The sequence below is a fragment of the Rubrivivax gelatinosus genome (assembly GCF_016583785.1).
Lineage (GTDB): Bacteria > Pseudomonadota > Gammaproteobacteria > Burkholderiales > Burkholderiaceae_C > Rubrivivax > Rubrivivax gelatinosus_B.
Genome location: NZ_NRRU01000092.1, coordinates 1 through 20526, shown reverse-complemented (window position 1 = coordinate 20526; position 20526 = coordinate 1). Strand labels below are relative to the sequence as shown.

General features: G+C 70.2%; 17 protein-coding genes. 16 read left to right on the top strand and 1 reads right to left on the bottom strand.

From position 1 onward, the window contains the following. Positions 1–282: 282 nt before the first annotated feature. From CKO43_RS20120 to CKO43_RS20085, 8 genes are all read left to right on the top strand, one after another. The gene (locus CKO43_RS20120) at positions 283–2808 is read left to right on the top strand and encodes a chemotaxis protein CheW (RefSeq protein WP_200379733.1); all 2526 of its coding nucleotides are present in this window, start codon (positions 283–285) and stop codon (positions 2806–2808) included. 220 nt (positions 2809–3028) lie between these two features. Next, positions 3029–5206, top strand: a complete 2178-nt coding sequence (gene scpA / locus CKO43_RS20115; protein ID WP_200379732.1) for a methylmalonyl-CoA mutase — start codon at positions 3029–3031, stop codon at positions 5204–5206. 31 nt (positions 5207–5237) lie between these two features. Beyond that, entirely contained in the window at positions 5238–6218 is a 981-nt protein-coding gene (gene meaB, locus CKO43_RS20110; RefSeq protein ID WP_200231684.1) for a methylmalonyl Co-A mutase-associated GTPase MeaB, read from the top strand. 16 nt (positions 6219–6234) lie between these two features. Continuing rightward, on the top strand, positions 6235–7767 hold the full coding sequence (locus tag CKO43_RS20105) for an acyl-CoA carboxylase subunit beta (protein ID WP_200231685.1): 1533 nt from the start codon (positions 6235–6237) through the stop codon (positions 7765–7767). A gap of 128 nt (positions 7768–7895) precedes the next feature. Then, positions 7896–9926 carry an acetyl-CoA carboxylase biotin carboxylase subunit gene (gene accC / locus CKO43_RS20100; RefSeq protein ID WP_200379731.1) on the top strand — a complete coding sequence of 677 codons (2031 nt, stop codon included), beginning with the start codon at positions 7896–7898 and terminating at the stop codon, positions 9924–9926. After that, positions 9926–10903 (top strand): biotin synthase BioB, encoded by a 978-nt coding sequence (bioB, locus tag CKO43_RS20095; protein ID WP_200379730.1) that lies wholly within the window; start codon positions 9926–9928, stop codon positions 10901–10903. Before accC ends, bioB begins: the two co-directional genes overlap by 1 nt. Continuing rightward, positions 10900–11361 (top strand): VOC family protein, encoded by a 462-nt coding sequence (locus CKO43_RS20090; RefSeq protein ID WP_200231688.1) that lies wholly within the window; start codon positions 10900–10902, stop codon positions 11359–11361. The genes bioB and CKO43_RS20090 overlap by 4 nt, the downstream gene beginning before the upstream one ends. An 83-nt stretch (positions 11362–11444) precedes the next feature. After that, positions 11445–12335, top strand: a complete 891-nt coding sequence (locus tag CKO43_RS20085) for a DUF481 domain-containing protein (protein WP_200379729.1) — start codon at positions 11445–11447, stop codon at positions 12333–12335. On the opposite strand, the gene CKO43_RS20080 is transcribed toward CKO43_RS20085, so the two are convergent. Then, positions 12332–13375: a hypothetical protein gene (locus tag CKO43_RS20080; RefSeq protein WP_200379728.1), complete on the bottom strand. Its 1044-nt coding sequence runs from the start codon at positions 13373–13375 to the stop codon at positions 12332–12334. The two genes, CKO43_RS20085 and CKO43_RS20080, sit on opposite strands and share 4 nt — an antisense overlap. Positions 13376–13456: 81 nt before the next feature. Between CKO43_RS20080 and CKO43_RS20075 the strand changes: the two genes are divergently transcribed. From CKO43_RS20075 to CKO43_RS20040, 8 genes are all read left to right on the top strand, one after another. Next, on the top strand, positions 13457–14116 hold the full coding sequence (locus tag CKO43_RS20075; RefSeq protein ID WP_200231691.1) for a hypothetical protein: 660 nt from the start codon (positions 13457–13459) through the stop codon (positions 14114–14116). Between the two features lie 82 nt (positions 14117–14198). After that, a complete protein-coding gene (locus CKO43_RS20070) occupies positions 14199–15107 on the top strand; it encodes a LysR family transcriptional regulator (protein ID WP_200231692.1) in 909 nt (302 codons plus the stop codon). After that, positions 15104–16558 carry a 3-isopropylmalate dehydratase large subunit gene (leuC, locus tag CKO43_RS20065; RefSeq protein WP_200231693.1) on the top strand — a complete coding sequence of 485 codons (1455 nt, stop codon included), beginning with the start codon at positions 15104–15106 and terminating at the stop codon, positions 16556–16558. Before CKO43_RS20070 ends, leuC begins: the two co-directional genes overlap by 4 nt. A gap of 18 nt (positions 16559–16576) precedes the next feature. After that, positions 16577–16708: an entericidin A/B family lipoprotein gene (locus CKO43_RS20060; RefSeq protein WP_200231694.1), complete on the top strand. Its 132-nt coding sequence runs from the start codon at positions 16577–16579 to the stop codon at positions 16706–16708. 25 nt (positions 16709–16733) lie between these two features. Beyond that, positions 16734–17384: a 3-isopropylmalate dehydratase small subunit gene (gene leuD, locus CKO43_RS20055; protein WP_200231695.1), complete on the top strand. Its 651-nt coding sequence runs from the start codon at positions 16734–16736 to the stop codon at positions 17382–17384. 23 nt (positions 17385–17407) lie between these two features. Further along, on the top strand, positions 17408–18499 hold the full coding sequence (gene leuB / locus CKO43_RS20050; protein ID WP_200379727.1) for a 3-isopropylmalate dehydrogenase: 1092 nt from the start codon (positions 17408–17410) through the stop codon (positions 18497–18499). Positions 18500–18591: 92 nt separating this feature from the next. Continuing rightward, positions 18592–19722 (top strand): aspartate-semialdehyde dehydrogenase, encoded by a 1131-nt coding sequence (gene asd, locus CKO43_RS20045; RefSeq protein WP_200231697.1) that lies wholly within the window; start codon positions 18592–18594, stop codon positions 19720–19722. A gap of 229 nt (positions 19723–19951) precedes the next feature. Then, a partial coding sequence (locus CKO43_RS20040) for a type IV pilus assembly protein FimV (protein ID WP_431191966.1) occupies positions 19952–20526 on the top strand: 575 nt, incomplete at its 3' end.

Here is a 20526-nt window from a genome sequence, read left to right as displayed (position 1 = left end):
GGTGCTGGAGTTCGGCCACGGGGGGAGCGGGGTGCGGGCGGCGGCCCTGCGGCCGATGCGGAATTTTCGAATTCTTAATTTTGCATGATGGCCGCAACTGGGCACAGATCCTGCAATTTAGGGGATTCCCGCAAACCGCTGACCGCTGTTGGTGCCCGGCGCGCAACGGTGGTGCTCTCTAGGAACTGGCGTGCATACGGTGCCCTGATCGAGTGAATGCGACTCGCGGGTCGCCCTAGGCTGCGCCATCCCATCCCCAGGTTCAGGTGCAGGCCGCGCTCCATGAGTCTCGTTGACGACCTCGTTCCCCACATGCGGCACGTGCTCTGCGCAGAGCGCGACCTTCGCGATCTCGGTTTGCTGTGGCAGATGATCGAAGCGACATCCGCGATCGCCTGCCCCGATGAAGCCGAGGCTGTGCTGCCGATGCTGACGCGCACCCGGGCCCGCTTTGCCAGCCTGCAGTCGCGCCTGGTGCGACAACTCGGCAGCGAGAGCCTCGCGGCGCTGGACGACGAGCTCTCGTCGTCCGCGCAGTGCACGATCGACATCCTCGTGCGCAACCTCTACGAGCGCACCGCCGACGTCGGTTTCCTCGCCACCGACGCGGTGCTGCGCGCCTTCTGCGCCGCCGCCGCCCGCGGCCCGGCCGACCCGGCCGCGGTGCTGCGCCGCCTGGGCGAGTACCGCGCCAAGTACAGCGTCTACGACGACGTCGTGCTGCTCGCCCCCGACGGCCGCGTGCTGTTGCGCCTGGAGGAGGGCAGCGCCACCAGCCTGGCCGCCGAGCCGCTGGTCGCCGACGCGCTCGCCGGCCGAGGTTTCGTCGAACGTTTCGGCCCCAGCGCGCTGGCGGCGGGCGCGGCCGACGTGCTGCTGTACGCCCACCGCATCGACGGCGAAGGCGGCCGCTGCGTCGGTGTGCTGGTGCTGCGCTTTCGCCTCGCCGACGAGATGCGGCGGGTCTTCGACAGCGTGCTGCAGACCGGTCGGCATGTCGCGCTGGTGCTGCTCGACGCCCAGGACCGTGTCATCGCCAGTGCCGACGAGGCCCACATCCCGCTGGGCGCGCGGCTGCAGGCTGCGGCCGCGGGCGAGGTCGGCCTGACCGCGTTCGGCGGCCGCGAATACCTCTCGGTGACCCGGGCCGGAGCCGGCTTCCAGGGGTACCCGGGGCCGGGCTGGCGCGCCCACGCGATGGTCTCGCTGCTGAGCGCCTTCAGCGGCCGCGACGACGGTCCGGCCGACGCCGCTTTGGCGCCGGACACGGCCGAACTGGCCCGGCTGCGCGCCGAGCTCGACGCGATCAACGCCGACCTGCGTCGCGTGGTCTGGAACGGGCGTCTGGCCGCCGGCGCGCAGCAGCAGGCCAGCGCGCGCCTGAAGGCGCTGCTGGGCCAGGTGCAGGAGGCCGGCCGTCGTACACGCGACCGCGTCGACGAAGCCATCGGCGAGTTGCAGCGCAGCGCGCTCGGGCGCCTGCGCCACCAGGCCCAGGACATGGCGCGCCTGGCCGCGGACATCATGGACCGCAGCCTCTACGAACGCGCCAACGACTGCCGCTGGTGGGCGCTGTCGCCGGTGCTCGAGCGTGTGCTCGCCGCCCCGCCGGCTGCGGCCGCCGAAGCCGAGCTCGGCGCGGTGCTGGCGCACGTCAACAGCCTCTACACCGTCTACACCCGGCTCGTCGCCTTCCGCGTCGACGGCACGGTCTGCGCGCTGTCGCACGAGGGCGAAGGCGAGCCGCTCGTCGGCAGCCGGGTCGAGGCCGGCCTGCTGAACACGACGCTGGCGCTGGCGGACTCGCAGCGTTATGCCGTCACGCCCTTCGCCGGCTCGGCTTTGTCCGCTGGCGTGCCGACCTACGTCTACAGCGCCGCGGTGCGCGACGGCCAGCGCCGTGTCGTCGGCGGTGTCGCCGCGGTCTTCGACGCCGCGCGTGAGCTGCAGGCGATGCTGCGCGACGTGCTCGGTGAACGCGCCGGCATCGCCGCCTTCGTCGATGCCGAAGGCCGTGTGCTCGCCAGCACCGACGCCGAACTGGCCGCCGGCTCGACGTTGCCGGCCGCGCTGGCGCCCGGCCTGGCCGAGTACCGCGGCTCGACCTGGGCGGTGTCGGCGGTGCGTGCCGACGGCTACCGCGAGTTCAAGCGTGGCGACGGTTACGACAACCGGGTGCGCGCGCTGGTGGCGCTGCGCCTGGGCGAAAGCGAGCGCCGCGCGACCTGTCTGCAGGACATCGCGGTGCAGGCGCTGCCGCCGGCGCAGCGCGACGCGACCTGCAGCTATGCCTTGTTCACCACCGGCGCCGGGCGCTTCGGCCTGCCCGTCGCCGCCGTCGTCGAGGCCCGCCCGCGCGACGGGCTGGTGCGGGCGCGGCTGGGTACGCCGCACGCACTCGGTCTCACCGAGGTGCCCGCGGGCAACGGCGCGATCGTCATCCCGGTGCTGTGTGCACGGTCGCTGTTCGGCGTCGCCTACCCGCCGCGGGCCGCCGACGGCGTGCTGCTGGTGCTGACCCTGCCGGGACGCAACGGCCGCCCGCTGGTCGGGCTCTGGGTCGACGAGGTGCTCTGCGTCGTCGACAGCGGCACCGAGCACCTGCGGCCGGTGCCCGAAGGCCTGCGCGCGCACTCGCCGCTGCTGGCGGGGCTGCTGCGCCTGCAGGCCGGAGCGGACACCGAGGTGCTGGCGCAGATCCTCGACGCCAACAGCGTCTGGGCGCTGGCCGCGATGGCCGGCACGGCGCCGGCGATGACCCCGGCCGGCGCAGCTGCGACGGCGTCGACGCCCGCCCACGCCGGCTGAAAGCTGGCGATCGCCGGGAGGCTCCGATCGCCAGACTATGGCCCGAGCGTGGGTTCAGGCGCGCAGGGCCGAGAAGATGTGAGATGAACACATGACGACGATCAGGCGGGCGCTCGCCGGCTTCGCCCTGTCGTTAACCGATGTGTCAGGATCACGTCGGAGCAGGAATTTATAATTATTCATGACAGCGGGCCCGGCGGTCTGCGCAGGAGACCATTCGATGAGCGACAGTCCCAAGCCGCTGGAAAGCGGCGAGTTCGCCCCCTCCACCCTCGAGCAATGGCACAAGGCCGCTGCCAAGTCGGCTCCCGGTGGTGACGTCGAGGCCCTGAGCTGGCTGACGCCCGAAGGGCTGACGGTCAAGCCGCTGTATACGGCCGCCGACCTGGCCGATCTGCAGCACGCCGACACGCTGCCCGGTTTCGAGCCCTTCATCCGCGGGCCTCAGGCGACGATGTACTCGGTGCGGCCGTGGACCATCCGCCAGTACGCGGGCTTCTCCACCGCCGAAGAATCCAACGCCTTCTACCGCAAGGCGCTGGCTGCCGGCGGCCAGGGCGTGTCGGTCGCCTTCGACCTGGCGACGCACCGCGGCTACGACAGCGACCACCCGCGTGTCACCGGCGACGTCGGCAAGGCCGGGGTCGCGATCGACTCGGTCGAGGACATGAAGATCCTGTTCGACGGCATCCCGCTGGACAAGGTCAGCGTGTCGATGACGATGAACGGCGCGGTGCTGCCGGTGCTCGCCGGCTATGTCGTCGCGGCCGAGGAGCAGGGTGTCGCGCAGGACCATCTCTCGGGGACGATCCAGAACGACATCCTCAAGGAGTTCATGGTCCGCAACACCTACATCTATCCGCCCGAGCCTTCGATGCGGATCGTGGCGGACATCATCGAGTACACGGCGCACCACATGCCGAAGTTCAACTCGATCTCGATCTCCGGCTACCACATGCAGGAAGCGGGCGCGAACCAGGCGCTGGAACTCGCCTTCACGCTGGCCGACGGCAAGGAGTACGTGAAGACCGCGACCGCGCGCGGCCTGGACGTCGACGAGTTCGCCGGCCGCCTGAGCTTCTTCTGGGCGATCGGGATGAACTTCTATCTCGAGATCGCCAAGATGCGCGCCGCGCGCCTCTTGTGGTGCCGCATCATGAAGGGCTTCGGCGCGAAGAAGCCCAAGAGCCTGATGCTGCGCACCCACTGCCAGACCTCGGGCTGGAGCCTGACCGAGCAGGACCCGTACAACAACATCGTGCGCACCACGGTCGAGGCGATGGCCGCGGTCTTCGGCGGCACGCAGAGCCTGCACACCAACAGCTTCGACGAGGCGATCGCGCTGCCCACCGAGTTCAGCGCCCGCATCGCCCGCAACACCCAGCTGATCATCCAGGAAGAGACCCAGGTGACCAAGGTCGTCGACCCCTGGGCCGGCAGCTACCTGATGGAGAAGCTGACCCAGGACATGGCCGACAAGGCCTGGTCCATCATCGAGGAAGTCGAGGCCATGGGCGGCATGACCAAGGCCGTCGACTCGGGCTGGGCCAAGCTGAAGATCGAGGCCAGCGCGGCCGAGAAGCAGGCGCGCATCGACTCGGGCAAGGACGTCATCGTCGGCGTCAACAAGTACAAGACGACGCAGTCCTCGCCGATGGACGTGCGCGAGGTCGACAACGTCAAGGTGCGCGAGGGCCAGATCGCCCGCCTGGCGGCGGTGCGTGCGGCGCGCGACGGCGCCCAGGTTCAGGCCGCGCTCGACGCGCTGACCGAAGCCGCGCGCAGCGGCGCCGGCAACCTGCTCGGGCTGACCATCGACGCGATGCGTGTGCGTGCCACCGTCGGCGAAGTCTCCGACGCGCTGGAGAAGGTCTACGGGCGCCACCGCGCCGACATCCAGAAGGTGACCGGTGTGTATGCAGCCGCCTACGACAGCGCCGAAGGCTGGGACAAGCTGAAGGCCGAAATCGAGCAGTTCGCCCAGGACCAGGGCCGCCGCCCGCGCGTGATGATCGCCAAGCTCGGCCAGGACGGCCACGACCGCGGCGCCAAGGTCGTCGCCACCGCCTTCGCCGACCTCGGTTTCGACGTCGACATGGGCCCGCTGTTCCAGACCCCCGAGGAATGCGCGCGCCAGGCGATCGAGAACGACGTGCACGCGGTCGGCGTCAGCACGCTGGCCGCCGGCCACAAGACGCTGGTGCCGGCGATCATCCAGGCGCTGAAGGACCAGGGCGCCGACGACATCGTCGTCTTCGTCGGCGGTGTCATTCCGCAGCAGGACTACGGCTTCCTCCAGGACGCCGGCGTCAAAGGCATCTACGGCCCCGGCACCCCGGTGCCGGTGAGCGCCAAACACGTGCTCGAACAGATCAAGGCGGCCGTGGTCGCGGCCTGAGACCGTCCTTACTCCTCCTTCCAAGAAGTCGATGCCTGTCTCGGACCAGGCGCTGCTGTCGTCGCTCCTCGGGCCCGCGGGCCCGCTGCAGCGAAGGGCGCTGGCGAAGACGATCACGCTGCTGGAGTCGACACGCGCCGACCACCGCCTGCGTGCCGACGATCTGCTCAACACCTTGCTGCCGCACACCGGGCGTGCGTTCCGCCTGGGCATCAGCGGTGTGCCCGGCGTCGGCAAAAGCACCTTCATCGAGGCGCTGGGCCTGTTCCTGATCGAGCGCGGCCACCGCGTCGCGGTGCTCGCGGTCGACCCTTCGTCCAGCGTCTCGGGCGGCTCCATCCTCGGCGACAAGACGCGCATGGAGCGGCTGTCGACCGAGGAACGTGCCTTCATCCGCCCGAGCCCGGCCGGCGGCACGCTGGGCGGCGTCGCCGAGAAGACGCGCGAGGCGATGCTGGTCTGCGAAGCCGCGGGCCACGACGTCGTCATCGTCGAGACCGTCGGCGTCGGCCAGAGCGAGACCGCGGTCGCCAACATGACCGACATGTTCGTGCTGATGCAGCTGCCCAACGCCGGCGACGACCTGCAGGCGATCAAGAAGGGCGTGATGGAGCTGGCCGACCTCGTCGTCATCAACAAGGCCGACATCGACCCCGACGCCGCCACGCGGGCCCGCGCCCAGATCACGAGCGCGCTGCGTTTCCTCGGGCCGCATGCGGCGCTGCCGGCCCAGGTGCTGCAGCTGAGCGCGCTCAAGGGCAGCGGGCTGCAGGACTTCTGGGGCGCGGTCGAGGGCTTCAACACGCGCCAGCGCGACAGCGGCCGCCTCGTGTCGCGCCGCCGCGCCCAGGACGAAGCCTGGATGTGGGACCGCATCCAGGCCGGCCTGCGCCAGCGCTTCAAACAACACCCGGCGGTGCGCGAAGCGCTACCGACGACTATCGACGACGTGCTGTCCGGGCGGCTGGCCGCCTCGGTCGCGGCGCGCCGTCTGCTCGACCTGATGGATTGAACGAGGGGACAGACTCATGCACGACATCATCGAACAACTCGAAAAGAAACGCGCCGCGGCGCGGCTGGGCGGCGGACAGAGGCGCATCGATTCGCAGCACGCCAAGGGCAAGCTGACCGCGCGCGAGCGCATCGAGCTGCTGCTCGACGACGGCACCTTCGAAGAGTGGGACATGTTCGTCGAGCACCGCTGCAGCGAGTTCGGCATGGCCGGCAAGACCATCCCCGGCGACGGCGTCGTCACCGGCTACGGCATGATCAACGGCCGCCTGGTGTTCGTCTTCAGCCAGGACTTCACCGTCTTCGGCGGCGCGCTGTCGGAGGCGCACGCCGAGAAGATCTGCAAGATCATGGACCAGGCGATGAAGGTCGGCGCCCCGGTCATCGGCCTGAACGACTCGGGCGGCGCGCGCATCCAGGAAGGCGTGGCCTCGCTCGGCGGTTATGCCGAGGTCTTCCAGCGCAACGTGATGGCCTCGGGCGTGGTGCCGCAGATCAGCCTGATCATGGGCCCCTGCGCCGGCGGCGCGGTCTATTCGCCGGCGATGACCGACTTCATCTTCATGGTGAAGGACAGCTCGTACATGTTCGTCACCGGCCCCGAGGTCGTGAAGACGGTGACGCACGAGGAGGTCACCGCCGAGGAACTGGGCGGTGCGATCACGCACACGACCAAGAGCGGCGTCGCCGACCTCGCCTACGACAACGACGTCGAGGCGATCCTGATGCTGCGCCGCTTCTACAACTACATCCCGCTGAACAACCGCGAGCGCGCCCCGGTGCGCAACAGCGGCGACCCGGCCGAGCGCATCGACCTGTCGCTGGACACGCTGGTGCCGGAGAACGCGAACAAGCCCTACGACATGAAGGAGCTGATCACGAAGGTGGTCGACGACCGCGAGTTCTTCGAGATCCAGCCCGACAACGCCAAGAACATCGTCGTCGGCTTCGGCCGCATGAACGGCGAGGCGGTGGGCATCGTCGCCAACAACCCGATGGTGCTGGCCGGCTGCCTGGACATCAAGAGCAGCATCAAGGCGGCGCGTTTCGTGCGCTTCTGCGACGCCTTCAACATCCCGGTCGTGACCTTCGTCGACGTGCCCGGCTTCATGCCCGGCACCTCGCAGGAGTACGGCGGCATCATCAAACACGGCGCCAAGCTGCTCTACGCGTACGCCGAGTGCACGGTGCCGAAGATCACCGTCATCACGCGCAAGGCCTACGGCGGCGCCTACGACGTGATGAGCTCCAAGCACCTGCGCGGCGACGTCAACTTCGCCTGGCCCAACGCCGAGATCGCGGTGATGGGTGCCAAGGGCGCGGTCGAGATCATCTTCCGCGAAGACAAGGCCGACCCGGCCAAGCTCGCCGCGCGCGAAGCCGAATACAAGGCGCGTTTCGCCAACCCCTTCGTCGCCGGCGCCCGCGGCTACATCGACGACGTCATCCAGCCGCACGAGACGCGCAAGCGCATCTGCCGCTCGCTGGCGATGCTCAAGGACAAGAAGCTGGAGAACCCGTGGCGCAAGCACGGGAACATCCCTCTTTGATGCATTCCTCCCTCTCCCGCGGCCGCGGGAGAGGGCAGGGGTGAGGGTGCCCTCGTACCGCGACCCTCACCCCAACCCTCTCCCGCCAAGCGGGAGAGGGGGCTGAAACGAATTCCGGAGAGAACTCCATGTTCAAGAAGATCCTGATCGCCAATCGGGGCGAAATCGCCTGCCGCGTCATCAAGACCGCAAAGAAGCTGGGCATCGCGACGGTGGCCGTGTATTCCGACGCCGACCGCGACGCGCGTCACGTCGAACTCGCCGACGAGGCCGTGCACATCGGCCCGGCGCCCAGCCGCGAGAGTTATCTCGTCGCCGACAAGCTGATCGCCGCGGCCAAGCAGACCGGCGCCGAGGCCATCCACCCCGGCTACGGCTTCCTGTCCGAGAACGAGGATTTCGCCCGCCGCGTCGAGGAGGAAGGCATCGTCTTCATCGGCCCGAAGCACTACAGCATCGCGGCCATGGGCGACAAGATCGCCTCCAAGAAGCTGGCCAACGAAGCCGGCGTCAGCACCATCCCGGGCTGGAACGAGGCCATCGACACGCCCGAGCACGCGATGCAGATCGCGCGCGACATCGGCTACCCGGTGATGATCAAGGCCAGCGCCGGCGGCGGCGGCAAGGGCCTGCGCGTGGCCTTCAACGACCAGGAAGCCTTCGAAGGCTTCTCCTCGTGCCGCAACGAAGCCAAGAACAGCTTCGGCGACGACCGCGTCTTCATCGAGAAGTTCGTCGAGGAGCCGCGCCACATCGAGATCCAGGTGCTCGGCGACGCCCACGGCAACGTCGTCTACCTGCACGAGCGCGAATGTTCGATCCAGCGCCGCCACCAGAAGGTCATCGAGGAAGCCCCGTCGCCCTTCATCAGCGACGCCACGCGCAAGGCCATGGGCGAGCAGGCGGTGGCGCTGGCCAAGGCGGTGAAGTACCAGTCGGCCGGCACGGTCGAGTTCGTCGTCGGCAAGGACCAGAGCTTTTATTTCCTCGAGATGAACACCCGGCTGCAGGTCGAGCACCCGGTGACCGAGTGCATCACCGGCATCGACCTGGTCGAGCAGATGCTGCGTGTGGCCGCCGGCCAGCCGCTGCCGTTCAAGCAGGCCGACATCCCGCGCCGCGGCTGGGCGATGGAGTGCCGCATCAACGCCGAGGACCCGTTCCGCAACTTCCTGCCCTCGACCGGCCGCCTGGTGCGCTACATGCCGCCGCCGCAGACGATGGAAGCGGCGATGCCGGTGCCCGCCGGCGGTGGCGTGCGTGTCGATACCGGCGTCTACGAAGGCGGCGAGATCCCGATGCAGTACGACTCGATGATCGCCAAGCTCATCGTGCACGGGCTGGACCGCGACGACGCCATCGCCCGCATGCGCGAGGCGCTCAACGGCTTCGTCATCCGCGGCGTCTCGAGCAACATCCCGTTCCAGTCGGCGCTGCTGGCGCACCCGAAGTTCGTCGCCGGCCAGTTCAACACCGGCTTCATCGCCGAGCACTACGGCAAGGGCTTCCGCGCCCAGGACGTGCCGCACGAGGACCCCGACTTCCTCGTCGCGCTGCTGGCCACCGTCTACCGCCGCTACCTCGGGCGCGCCGCCGGCATCAGCGGCCAGCTCGCCGGCCACAACCTGCGCATCGGCACCGACTTCGTCGTCGTCATCCGCGGCGAGGGCGGCGAGCACGTGCACGTGCCGGTGAAGGTCGAGGTCGCGGGCAACATCACGACCGTCACCGTGCACGGCCGCGCCTACGCGATCGTCAAGGAGTGGCGCTTCGGCTCGATCCGCGCCACCGGCACCTGCAACGGCCGCCCGTTCACGGCCCAGGCCGAACGTTACGGCGTCTGGTACAGCGTCGCCCACAACGGCCGCCGCATCGACGCGATGGTGATGCGCGCGCGGGCCGCCGAACTGCTGCGCGTGATGCCGTTCAAGCCGCCGGCGGACATGAGCAAGTTCCTGCTGTCGCCGATGCCGGGCCTGCTGGTGCAGGTGCTGGCCAAGGCGGGGCAGCACGTCGTCGCCGGCGAGCGCCTGGCCGTCATCGAGGCGATGAAGATGGAGAACATCCTCACCGCGCAGCAGGACGGCACGGTGGCCGAGGTGCTGGCGCCGCAGGGCGAGAGCCTGGCGGTGGACCAGCCCATCATCCGCTTCGCCTGATGTCGGCGCTGCTGGAGATGCCCGCGGCGGCGGCCTGGACGCGCGAGCGTGTGCTCGCGCTGCTGGAGCTGCCGTTCATGGAGCTGGTGCGGCGCGCGGCCGAGGTGCACGCCTTGCACTGGCCTGGCGGCGACATCGAGCTGGCGTCGCTGCTGTCGATCAAGACCGGCGGCTGCCCCGAGGACTGCGGCTACTGCCCGCAGTCGGCACGCCACGACACCGGCCTGGCGGCGGCGAAGATGCTCGAACCCGAGGAGGTGCTGGCCAAGGCGCGTGCCGCCAAGGCCGCCGGCGCCACCCGCTTCTGCATGGGTGCGGCCTGGCGTTCGCCCAAGGAGCGCGACCTGGACAAGGTGCTGCACTTGGTGCGCGAGGTGCGCGCGCTCGGCCTGGAGACCTGCGCCACGCTGGGCATGCTCGAGCCGCAGCAGGCGCAGGCGCTGGGCGAGGCCGGGCTGGACTACTACAACCACAACCTGGACACCGCGCCCGAGTTCTACGGCGAGGTCATCGGCACCCGCGTCTACGAAGACCGCCTGCAGACCATCCAGCACGTGCGTGCGGCCGGCATCAAGGTCTGCTGCGGCGGCATCGTCGGCATGGGCGAGACGCGCGCGCACCGCGCCGGGCTGATCGCCGAACTCGCGGCGATGGCGCCGCCGCCGGATTCGGTGCCGATCAACAGCCTGGTGCGTGTGCCCGGCACGCCGCTGGCCGACGCGCCGCCGGTCGACCCGTTCGAGCTGGTGCGCGTCGTCGCCGCCGCACGCATCGTGATGCCGCGCTCGCGCGTGCGCCTGTCGGCCGGCCGGCGCGAACTCGGCGACGGCGTCCAGGCGCTTTGTTTCCTGGCGGGTGCAAACTCCATCTTCTACTGCGACCAGCTGCTCGTCACCGGCAACGCCGACGCCGAGGACGACCGCAAGCTGCTCGCCCGCCTGAATCTGTTCCCGACGAAGAAGGAGGTGTCCGCATGACCCGTCCGTTCCGTGTGCTGGGTGTCCAGCAGATCGCCATCGGCGGCCCCGACAAGCAGCGGCTGAAGTCGCTGTGGGTCGACCTGTTCGGCCTTGCCGTCAAGAGCACGTTCGTCAGCGAACGCGAAAACGTCGACGAGGACATCTGCGCGCTGGGCACCGGCCCGCACGCGGTCGAGGTCGACCTGATGCAGCCGGTCGACCCCGAGAAGAAACCGGCGGTGCACGCGACGCCGCTGAACCACGTCGGCCTGTGGATTGACGACCTGCCCAAGGCCGTCGAGTGGCTGAGCGCGCAAGGCCTGCGCTTCGCGCCCGGCGGCATCCGCAAGGGCGCGGCGGGCTACGACATCTGCTTCGTGCACCCCAAGGGCAACGAAGAGTTCCCGATCTGCGGCGAAGGCGTGCTGATCGAACTGGTGCAGGCGCCGCCCGAGATCGTCGCCGCGCTCGGCTGAGCGCGGCCGTCGGCACGATCGTCCCCGGCGTCACAAGTGCTTAACCCGCTCGCGGCCGGGAGCCGCGAGCATTCGGGCTGCACATGAACCGCACGACCGTGACCGACCTGTTCCGCCGGCGAGCTCTTGCCGCCTTTCGATCCGCCCCGCGCGCCGTGGCGTGTCTCGCCTCGCTGTCCGTGAGCGCGGCGCTGGCGCAGGTCGTCGTCGTCGCGCCGGCGCCCGCGCCGGTGGCCGACGGCCTGTGGCGCGGCTCGGGCGGTGCCGCGGCGACGCTGACCTCGGGCAACACCGACGGCGTCGCCGCCTCTCTCAGCCTGGACGCGGTGCGCGCCACGCGGCGTGACCGCATCACGCTCGGCGGCTCGCTGAACTACGGCCGCAGCGAGGTCGACGGCGAACGCGAAACCACCGCCGACCGCTGGAACGCCAGCGCGCGCTACGACTACAACCTGACGCCGCGCACCTTCGTCTACGGCCGCGCCAGCGTCGAAAGCGACCGCGTCGTCGAACTGGACCGGCGCGACACCGTCGACGCCGGCCTGGGCTGGAAGCTCATCGACCTGCGCGACACCAGCCTGAGCGTGTTCTCCGGCCTGGGGCGCTCGATCGACCGCTACGACCGCGAGCAGCGCATCGACGGGCGCGACGACAGCCGCTTCGCACGCACCACGCTGACGCTCGCCGAGGAGTCGCTGCACCGGCTGACGCCGACCGTCGAACTGCGCCAGCGCCTGGACATCGCGCCGACGATCTCGGGCGACCGCACCACCATCCTGCGCTTCTCCAGCTCGCTGGCGGTGGCGCTGAACTCGACGCTGAGCCTGACGGTGACGCTCGCCGACCAGTACAACAGCGAGCCGCCGGCCGGTGTGCGGCGCAACGACCTGACGCTGTTCACCGGCATCAACGTCAAGTTCGGGCCGCAGCCGCCAGCAGCGCCGCCGCCGGCGCAACCGCAGCCGCAGCCCTAAGGCAGCCAGCCGATGCCGGCGCGGCATTCGGCGATCGGCCCGTCCAGCGCCCAGCGTGCCGAGTCGACCTCGATCGCGCCATCGGGCACGAAGGGCAGCACATGCGGCACCGTGGTCCAGAACACCGAGGTCGCCGAGCGCTGGTCCAGCGTCATCAGCGCCAGCCAGCGGCCGTCGGGCGACAGGCAGGGCGAGCTCAGGTCGCTGATCTCGCGCGTCGCGGCGACGCTGCGCGCGCCGGTGCTTCGCTCGTAGGCGAGGATGCGGCTGCCGTCCTGCCAGACGACGTGGCGGCCGTCGGCCGAGACGTCGTAGGCGGCGATCTGCGGGTCGGTGACGATGTCGCCTATCCAGCCCAGGTCGGCACCGGCGGCGTCGAAGCCGCGCAGCCGGCCCGTGGCCGGATCGCGCACGATCAGCTCGTCGCCGGCCCAGGTGGGTGCCTCCCAGCCGTCTAGCGTGCCGAGCACACGCGCCTCGGGCCAGGAGACGAGCAGCGTGCGTGCGATGCGTTCGTCGTCGGCTGCCGAGCGCGGTTCGTCGACGCTGAAGGCGAGCCGGGCGCCGCCGCGGTGGAAGGACAGGTGGTGGGTGACGAAGGCGAACGGGCGCTCGAAACGCAGCACACGCTGCAACCGCCCGCCGCGGTCGAAGACGGCGAAGCCGAAGCCGTCGTTGTCGCCGTCCTGTGCCGCCAGCAGCAGGCCGTCGGGGCTGGTCGCCATGCCCGGGTCGACCATCGGGTGATCGCCCGGGTCGAAGCCGATCGCCGTGCCGCCGGCCAGCGGCACGACCGCGGTCTCGCTGGAGTTGCGGTAGACCAGCGTGCCGCTGGGGCCGGGATCAGTGCCGCTGCCGGCACCGGGGTCGGCGTCCTCGCCGCCGCCGCCACAGCCGGTGACGCCGCCGCCGGCGAGCACCAGGGCGCCGCCCAGCAGGTGTGCCAGCAGCGTGCGCCGGCGCAACGGGCCGGCGCACGACGTCGGGGAGAGGTGGCCGCACGGGTCTTGGGCCGGGGGGCGGGGCGTGTCGAGCGGCATCGTGGCTCCTCGTCTGGGGGTACGGCCGCCACGCTAAGCAGCGCTGCGTTCAAATTCGAGCCTCCGTCCTGAATGCTGCGCATGCCCGAGCCCCGCCAGCCGCCGCCACCCTGGGAAGCCGCGCCCGAACTGCGCGTCGTGCAGCCCGCTGCCGTCGAGGTGCTGTGGCACCCGGCCAAGCGGTTGCACCTGCGTCCTTTCCTCGGCCGTGCCGCCGGGCTGGCCGAAGCCGCGGCGCTGCTGGGCATCCGCAAGCCGGCGATGAGCTACTGGGTCGGCCGCCTGACCGCCCTCGGCCTGATCCGCCCCTGGGCGCTGGAACGGCGCGGCCGCCAGCGCGTGCTGCTGTACCGCTGCGTCGCCGACCGGCTGCTCGTCGGCCTGGGCGATGCGCCGCATGCCAGCTACGAAGGCGTGTTCGACGACGCCGAACGCCGCTGGCAGCCCGACGCGCGCGCCGCGCTCGGCCGTTCGCTGGCGCGCCAGGCGCCGTGGCTCGCGCTCGCGATCTCCGTCGGCGGGCCGGGCGGCCTGCAGACCGAGCTGACGGCGCAGGCGCCGGGCGCGCCGGCGGACGACTTCCTCTTCTGCTGGGGCCGGCTGTGGCTGGACGCCGGCGAACGCGAGCAGCTGCGCGCCGAACTCGACGCCCTCTGGGACCGCTGGGCGGCACGCTCGGACCAGATCGGCAAACGCTGCCCGACGCTGCTGCACCTCGTCACGGTGCCGGAACGGCGCTGATCGGCTTCGTGGTTGGCGAAGGGTGGTTTTGCTTTATCGGCATGGTTCTGTGATTGGCGAAGGATTAGACTGCCGATCGCCCATGCGTTTCGACCTTGTCACGCTCAATCTCGTGCTCGCGATTGCCGACACCCGCAGCATCACCGCCGGCGCCCGGCGCGAGCACCTCGCGCTGGCGGCGGCGAGCCGACGGCTGTCGGACCTGGAGTCGCGTTTCGGCGTGCCGCTGTTCGAACGCCGCGCGCGCGGCGTCGAGCCGACCGAAGCCGGGCGTGCGCTGGTGCGCCACATCCGCGGCCTGCACGCGTCGCTGCATGCGCTGGAGAGCGAGGTCGCCGAGTTCGCACGCGGCATCAAAGGCCATCTGCGCATCGCCGCCAACGCCGGTGCCATCGCCGAGTGCCTGCCGCCGGACCTGGCGGCGTTCTCGCAGGCGCATCCGCAGATCCGCATCAGCCTGGAGGACCAGACCAGCTCCGAAGTCCAGGCCGCGGTCGCCGAAGGCCGTGCCGACGTCGGCATCTTCGTGCCGCCGCAGCTGGACAACCGGCTGACGACCTGGCGCTACCGCGACGGCTCGCTGGCGGCGATGGTGCCGCTGGAGCACGTGCTGGCCGCCATCGGCACGGTGCGTTTCGAGGACTTGCTCGACCACGACATCGTCGGCCTGCATGCCGGCGCCGCGGCCCACGAGACGATGCGCGCCGAGGCCGAGGCGCGCGGGCGCACGCTGAAGGCGCGGCTGCAGGTGCGGGGTTTCGACGCCATCGCCCAGCTGGTCGAAGCCGGCCTCGGCGTGGCCGTGCTGCCGGCGGCCGTCGCCCAGCGTTTTTCGCAGGTGTTCGCGGTGCGTGTGCTCGCACTCGACGAACCCTGGGCCGCCCGCGAGTACCGCATCGCGGTGCGCACGCAGGACGTCCTGCCCACCGTCGTGCAGCGCTTCGTGCAGGCGCTGCAAGCCACCGACTCCTCAGAAGGAAGCCCACGATGACCGCTCGCACGCTCTACGACAAACTCTGGGACGAGCACGTCGTGCACACCGAGGAAGACGGCACCGCCGTGCTCTACATCGACCGCCACCTGGTGCACGAAGTCACCAGCCCGCAGGCCTTCGAAGGCCTGCGGCTGGCCGGGCGCAAGGTCTGGCGCGTCAGCTCCATCGTCGCGACCGCCGACCACAACACGCCGACCACCGGCTGGGCCGATGGCTACGACGGCATCCGCGACCCGATCTCCAAGCAGCAGATCACGACGCTGGACGCGAACATCCGCGCCTTCGGCTCGGCCGCCTACTTCCCCTTCCTGGACAAGCGCCAGGGCATCGTGCACGTCATCGGCCCGGAAAACGGCGCCACGCTGCCGGGCATGACGGTGGTCTGCGGCGACAGCCACACCAGCACCCACGGCGCCTTCGGCGCGCTCGCGCACGGCATCGGCACGAGCGAGGTCGAGCACGTGATGGCGACGCAGACGCTGCTGGCCAAGAAGGCGAAGAACATGCTCGTCAAGGTCGACGGCCGGCTGCAGCCGGGTGTCACCGCCAAGGACGTGGTGCTGGCGATCATCGGCCGCATCGGCACCGCCGGCGGCACCGGCTACACGATCGAGTTCGGCGGCTCGGCGATCCGCGCGCTCAGCATGGAAGGCCGCATGACGGTCTGCAACATGGCGATCGAGGCCGGCGCACGCGCCGGGCTGGTGGCCGTGGACGACACGACGATCGACTACGTCAAGGGCCGCCCGTTCGCACCCGGCACCGACGCGACCAGCGGCCGCTTCGTCGGCGGCGTCGAATGGGAGCAGGCGCTGGGCCACTGGCGCACGCTGCACAGCGACCCGGGCGCGCACTTCGACACCGTCGTCGAACTCGACGCGACGGCCATCCTGCCGCAGGTCACCTGGGGCACCAGCCCGGAGATGGTGCTGCCGGTCGACGGCCGCGTGCCCGACCCGGACAAGGAGAAAGACGCCACCCGGCGCGCCGCGATCGAACGTGCGCTCGCCTACATGGGGCTGGAGCCGAACAAGGCGCTGACCGACATCCACGTCGACCGCGTCTTCATCGGCTCGTGCACCAACAGCCGCATCGAGGACCTGCGCGCCGCGGCCGAGGTCGTGCGCCGCGTCGGCGGCCGCGTCGCCGCCAACGTCAGGCAGGCGCTGGTGGTGCCGGGCTCGGGCCGCGTCAAGGCGCAGGCCGAGGCCGAAGGCCTGCACCAGGTCTTCCGCGCCGCCGGCTTCGAGTGGCGCGAACCCGGCTGCAGCATGTGCCTGGCGATGAACGCCGACCGCATCGAGCCGGGCGAGCGCTGCGCCTCGACCAGCAACCGCAACTTCGAAGGCCGCCAGGGCGCCGGCGGCCGCACCCACCTCGTGAGCCCGGCGATGGCCGCCGCGGCCGCGCTGGCCGGGCATTTCGTCGATGTGCGCCGCATCGCCTGATCGCCGAGGAGACCGTTCATGAAGCGTTCGTTCGCCGCGCTGCTCGCCTGTCTCGCCGTGTTCGTGCTCGGCGGCTGCAACACCGTCAAAGGTGTCGGCCAGGACATCCAGAAGGCTGGCGAAGTGATAGAGCACGCCGCCAAGAAGTAACCCGCCCGCGCAGAAAGCCACCGCCATGCAAGCCTTCACCGTGCACCCGGGCCTCGTCGCCCCGATGGACCGCGCCAACGTCGACACCGACGCGATCATCCCCAAGCAGTTCCTGAAGTCGATCGCGCGCACCGGCTTCGGCCCCAACCTGTTCGACGAGTGGCGCTACCTGGACCACGGCGAGCCCGGCCAGGACCCGGCCAGTCGCAAGCCCAACCCGGACTTCGTGCTCAACCAGCCGCGCTACGCCGGCGCGTCCATCCTGCTGGCGCGCGAGAACTTCGGCTGCGGCTCCAGCCGCGAGCACGCGCCCTGGGCGCTGGCGCAGTACGGCTTCCGCGCCATCGTCGCGCCCAGCTACGCCGACATCTTCTTCAACAACTGCTTCAAGAACGGGCTGCTGCCGATCCAGCTGCCGGCCGACCAGGTGGCGCGCCTGTTCGACGAGGTCGCGGCCTTCCCGGGTTACGCGCTGACGGTGGACCTGCCGCGCCAGGTCGTCGTCAAACCCGACGGCAGCGAGCTGCCGTTCGAGGTCCAGCCCTTCCGCAAGTACTGCCTGGTCAACGGCTTCGACGACATCGGCCTGACGCTGCGCCACGCCGACAAGATCCGCGCCTTCGAGGCCGAGCGCCTGGCCAGGATGCCCTGGCTGGACCAGCGCCTCGCCGGCTGAACCCTTTCCCGCCAAGGACTCCCATGAAGATCGCCATCCTTCCCGGCGACGGCATCGGCACCGAGATCGTCGCCGAAGCCGTCAAGGTGCTGAACGTGCTGGACCTGCCGTTCGAGACCGAGACCGCGCTCGTCGGCGGCGCCGCCTATGCCGCGCACGGCCACCCGCTGCCCGAATCGACGCTGGCGCTGGCGAAGGCCGCGGACGCGGTGCTGTTCGGCGCCGTCGGCGACTGGAAGTACGACACGCTGGAGCGTTCGCTGCGCCCCGAGCAGGCGATCCTGGGGCTGCGCAAGCACCTGGGCCTGTTCGCCAACCTGCGCCCGGCGCTGTGCTACGAGGAGCTGACGCACGCCTCGAGCCTGAAGCCCGAGCTGGTGGCCGGCCTGGACATCCTGATCATCCGCGAGCTGACTGGCGACATCTACTTCGGCCAGCCGCGCGGCCGCCGCACCGCCGTCGACGGCCACTTTCCCGGCGCCGAGGAAGCCTTCGACACGATGCGCTACAGCCGCCCGGAGATCGAGCGCATCGCCCACGTCGCCTTCCAGGCGGCGCGCAAACGCCGCGGCAAGGTGACGAGCGTCGACAAGGCCAACGTGCTCGAGACCTTCCAGTTCTGGCGCGACGTCGTCACCGAGGTGCACGCCCAGTACCCGGACGTCGAGCTCGACCACATGTACGTCGACAACGCCGCGATGCAGCTGGTCAAGGCGCCGAAGAAGCTCGACGTCGTCGTCACTGGCAACATGTTCGGCGACATCCTGTCGGACGAGGCGGCGATGCTGACCGGCTCGATCGGCATGCTGCCCAGCGCCTCGCTCGACCGGAACAACAAGGGCCTGTACGAGCCCAGCCACGGCAGCGCGCCCGACATCGCGGGGCAGGGCATCGCCAACCCGCTGGCTACAATCCTGTCGGCCGCCATGATGCTTCGATACTCCCTCCAGCAACCCGCAGCCGCCGAGCGCATCGAGTCGGCGGTCAAGGCCGTGCTCGCTGCCGGTCTGCGCACCGGGGACATCTGGTCCGAGGGCACGCGCCGCGTCGGCACGCGCGAGATGGGCGACGCCGTCGTCGCGGCGATCACCGGCAAAACGATTACCAAGAGCTGAAGCTCTCGGATCGTCTCGCCCCCACTCCAGGACCCCGGCGAAGCGAGCCGGGGCAGGGCGAAAGGGGTCCGGGACAGCGAAAGGTGGATCAGATGGCACTCGTAGGATTGGTCGGCTGGCGCGGCATGGTCGGCTCGGTGTTGATGGAGCGCATGCGTGCCGAGCAGGACTTCGCGCTCATCGAGCCGGTGTTCTTCAGCACCAGCAACGTCGGCGGCGCGGCCCCGGCCGAACTCGTGAAGAACGAGACCCGGCTGCAGGACGCGTACGACATCGCGGCCTTGAAGCGCTGCGACATCGTGCTGACCTGCCAGGGCGGCGACTACACGACCGAGGTCTACCCGCAGCTGCGCGCCGCGGGCTGGAACGGCCACTGGATCGACGCCGCGTCGACGCTGCGCATGAACAGCGACGCCGTCATCGTGCTCGACCCGGTCAACCTGCCGGTGATCCAGAACGCACTCGCCAACGGCGGGCGCAACTGGATCGGCGGCAACTGCACCGTCAGCTGCATGCTGATGGGCGTGGGCGCGCTCTACAAGGCCGGCCTGGTCGAGTGGATGAGCACCCAGACCTACCAGGCGGCTTCGGGCGGCGGCGCCCAGCACATGCGCGAGCTGCTGACGCAGTTCGGCACGCTCAACGGCTCGGTGCACGAGCTGCTCGAGCAGCCGGGCAGCGCCATCCTCGAGATCGACCGCAAGCTCATCGCCAAGCAGCGCACGCTGACGCCCGAGGAGACGGCCAACTTCGGCGTGCCGCTGGCCGGCTCGCTGATCCCGTGGATCGACAAGGATCTCGGCAACGGCCAGTCCAAGGAAGAGTGGAAGGGCATGGCCGAGACCAACAAGATCCTCGGCCAGGGCGAAGGTTTCGCCACGCCGGCGGTCCCGGTCGACGGCTACTGCGTGCGCGTCGGCGCGATGCGCTGCCATTCGCAGGCGCTGACCTTCAAGTTGAAGCGCGAAGTGCCGCTGGCCGACATCGAGGCCATGATCGCCGCCGACAACGAGTGGGTGAAGGTCGTGCCGAACACGCGCGAAGCGACCATCCACGAACTGACGCCGGTGGCCGTCACTGGCACGATGTCGATTCCGGTCGGCCGCCTGCGCCGGCTGGCGATGGGGCCGGAGTACCTGGGCGCGTTCACGATCGGCGACCAGCTGCTCTGGGGCGCGGCCGAGCCGCTGCGCCGCATGCTGCGCATCCTGCTCGAGCAGTGATGCGCCGGCGCCGGCCGGCTCGTTGCCGGCCGGCAACAAGGCGGGCAAGGCGCGGAATTGGCCGCACTTCGGTCCCGAATGTCAGGCTTTGGGTGAGCTTGCTTGCCTATATGCTTGACATCGTTGTCATTTCTGTCGCACGACCCGGAGATAATCTGCGTTTTTCCGGCGACAGAAGACGCGGTGGCCTGGACAGGTTCGCCGCACGGGACGTGTTGTGGGAGACGCCTTGAATCACCGTTCGACGAACGCGGCGCGTTTTGCGCTGACCGGGGTGGCATTGGCCGCCGCCTGCCTCTGGGGCACGCCGGCCTGGGCACTCGGTCTGGGCCGGCTCAACGTGCAGTCGGCGCTGGGCGAGCCCTTGCGCGCCGAGATCGACGTCACCAGCCTGAGCGCCGAGGAAGCCGGCACGCTCAAGCTGCGCATCGCGCCGCCTGACGCCTTCCGCGCCGCCGGCGTCGAATACAACGCCATCCTGGGCGACGCCCAGGTCGTGCTGCAGCGCCGTCCCGACGGCCGCCAGATCCTGCGCCTGACCAGCGAGCGCAGCGTCGTCGAGCCCTTCGTCGACGTCATCGTCGAAGCCAACTGGGCCACGGGCCGGCTGGTGCGCGAGTACACGATGCTGTTCGATCCGCCGAACACGCGTGCCACCCAGACCGCGCCGACGCCGACGGCGGCGCCGCAGATCTCCCCGGCACCGGCGCGTGCCCCGGCCGTCGCCAGCCCGGTGCAGCCGCCGCCTCCGGCTCCGGCCGTCGCGCCGGCGCCGGTGCAGCGGCAACGGCGGGTGCCGGCGCG

Bases quoted from the DNA above. Each gene is read 5' to 3' on its own strand.
- CKO43_RS20120 (WP_200379733.1), top strand. From the start codon at position 283: ATGAGTCTCGTTGACGACCTCGTTCCCCACATGCGGCACGTGCTCTGC.
- scpA (WP_200379732.1), top strand. From the start codon at position 3,029: ATGAGCGACAGTCCCAAGCCGCTGGAAAGCGGCGAGTTCGCCCCCTCC.
- meaB (WP_200231684.1), top strand. From the start codon at position 5,238: ATGCCTGTCTCGGACCAGGCGCTGCTGTCGTCGCTCCTCGGGCCCGCG.
- CKO43_RS20105 (WP_200231685.1), top strand. From the start codon at position 6,235: ATGCACGACATCATCGAACAACTCGAAAAGAAACGCGCCGCGGCGCGG.
- accC (WP_200379731.1), top strand. From the start codon at position 7,896: ATGTTCAAGAAGATCCTGATCGCCAATCGGGGCGAAATCGCCTGCCGC.
- bioB (WP_200379730.1), top strand. From the start codon at position 9,926: ATGTCGGCGCTGCTGGAGATGCCCGCGGCGGCGGCCTGGACGCGCGAG.
- CKO43_RS20090 (WP_200231688.1), top strand. From the start codon at position 10,900: ATGACCCGTCCGTTCCGTGTGCTGGGTGTCCAGCAGATCGCCATCGGC.
- CKO43_RS20085 (WP_200379729.1), top strand. From the start codon at position 11,445: ATGAACCGCACGACCGTGACCGACCTGTTCCGCCGGCGAGCTCTTGCC.
- CKO43_RS20080 (WP_200379728.1), bottom strand. From the start codon at position 13,375: ATGCCGCTCGACACGCCCCGCCCCCCGGCCCAAGACCCGTGCGGCCAC.
- CKO43_RS20075 (WP_200231691.1), top strand. From the start codon at position 13,457: ATGCCCGAGCCCCGCCAGCCGCCGCCACCCTGGGAAGCCGCGCCCGAA.
- CKO43_RS20070 (WP_200231692.1), top strand. From the start codon at position 14,199: ATGCGTTTCGACCTTGTCACGCTCAATCTCGTGCTCGCGATTGCCGAC.
- leuC (WP_200231693.1), top strand. From the start codon at position 15,104: ATGACCGCTCGCACGCTCTACGACAAACTCTGGGACGAGCACGTCGTG.
- CKO43_RS20060 (WP_200231694.1), top strand. From the start codon at position 16,577: ATGAAGCGTTCGTTCGCCGCGCTGCTCGCCTGTCTCGCCGTGTTCGTG.
- leuD (WP_200231695.1), top strand. From the start codon at position 16,734: ATGCAAGCCTTCACCGTGCACCCGGGCCTCGTCGCCCCGATGGACCGC.
- leuB (WP_200379727.1), top strand. From the start codon at position 17,408: ATGAAGATCGCCATCCTTCCCGGCGACGGCATCGGCACCGAGATCGTC.
- asd (WP_200231697.1), top strand. From the start codon at position 18,592: ATGGCACTCGTAGGATTGGTCGGCTGGCGCGGCATGGTCGGCTCGGTG.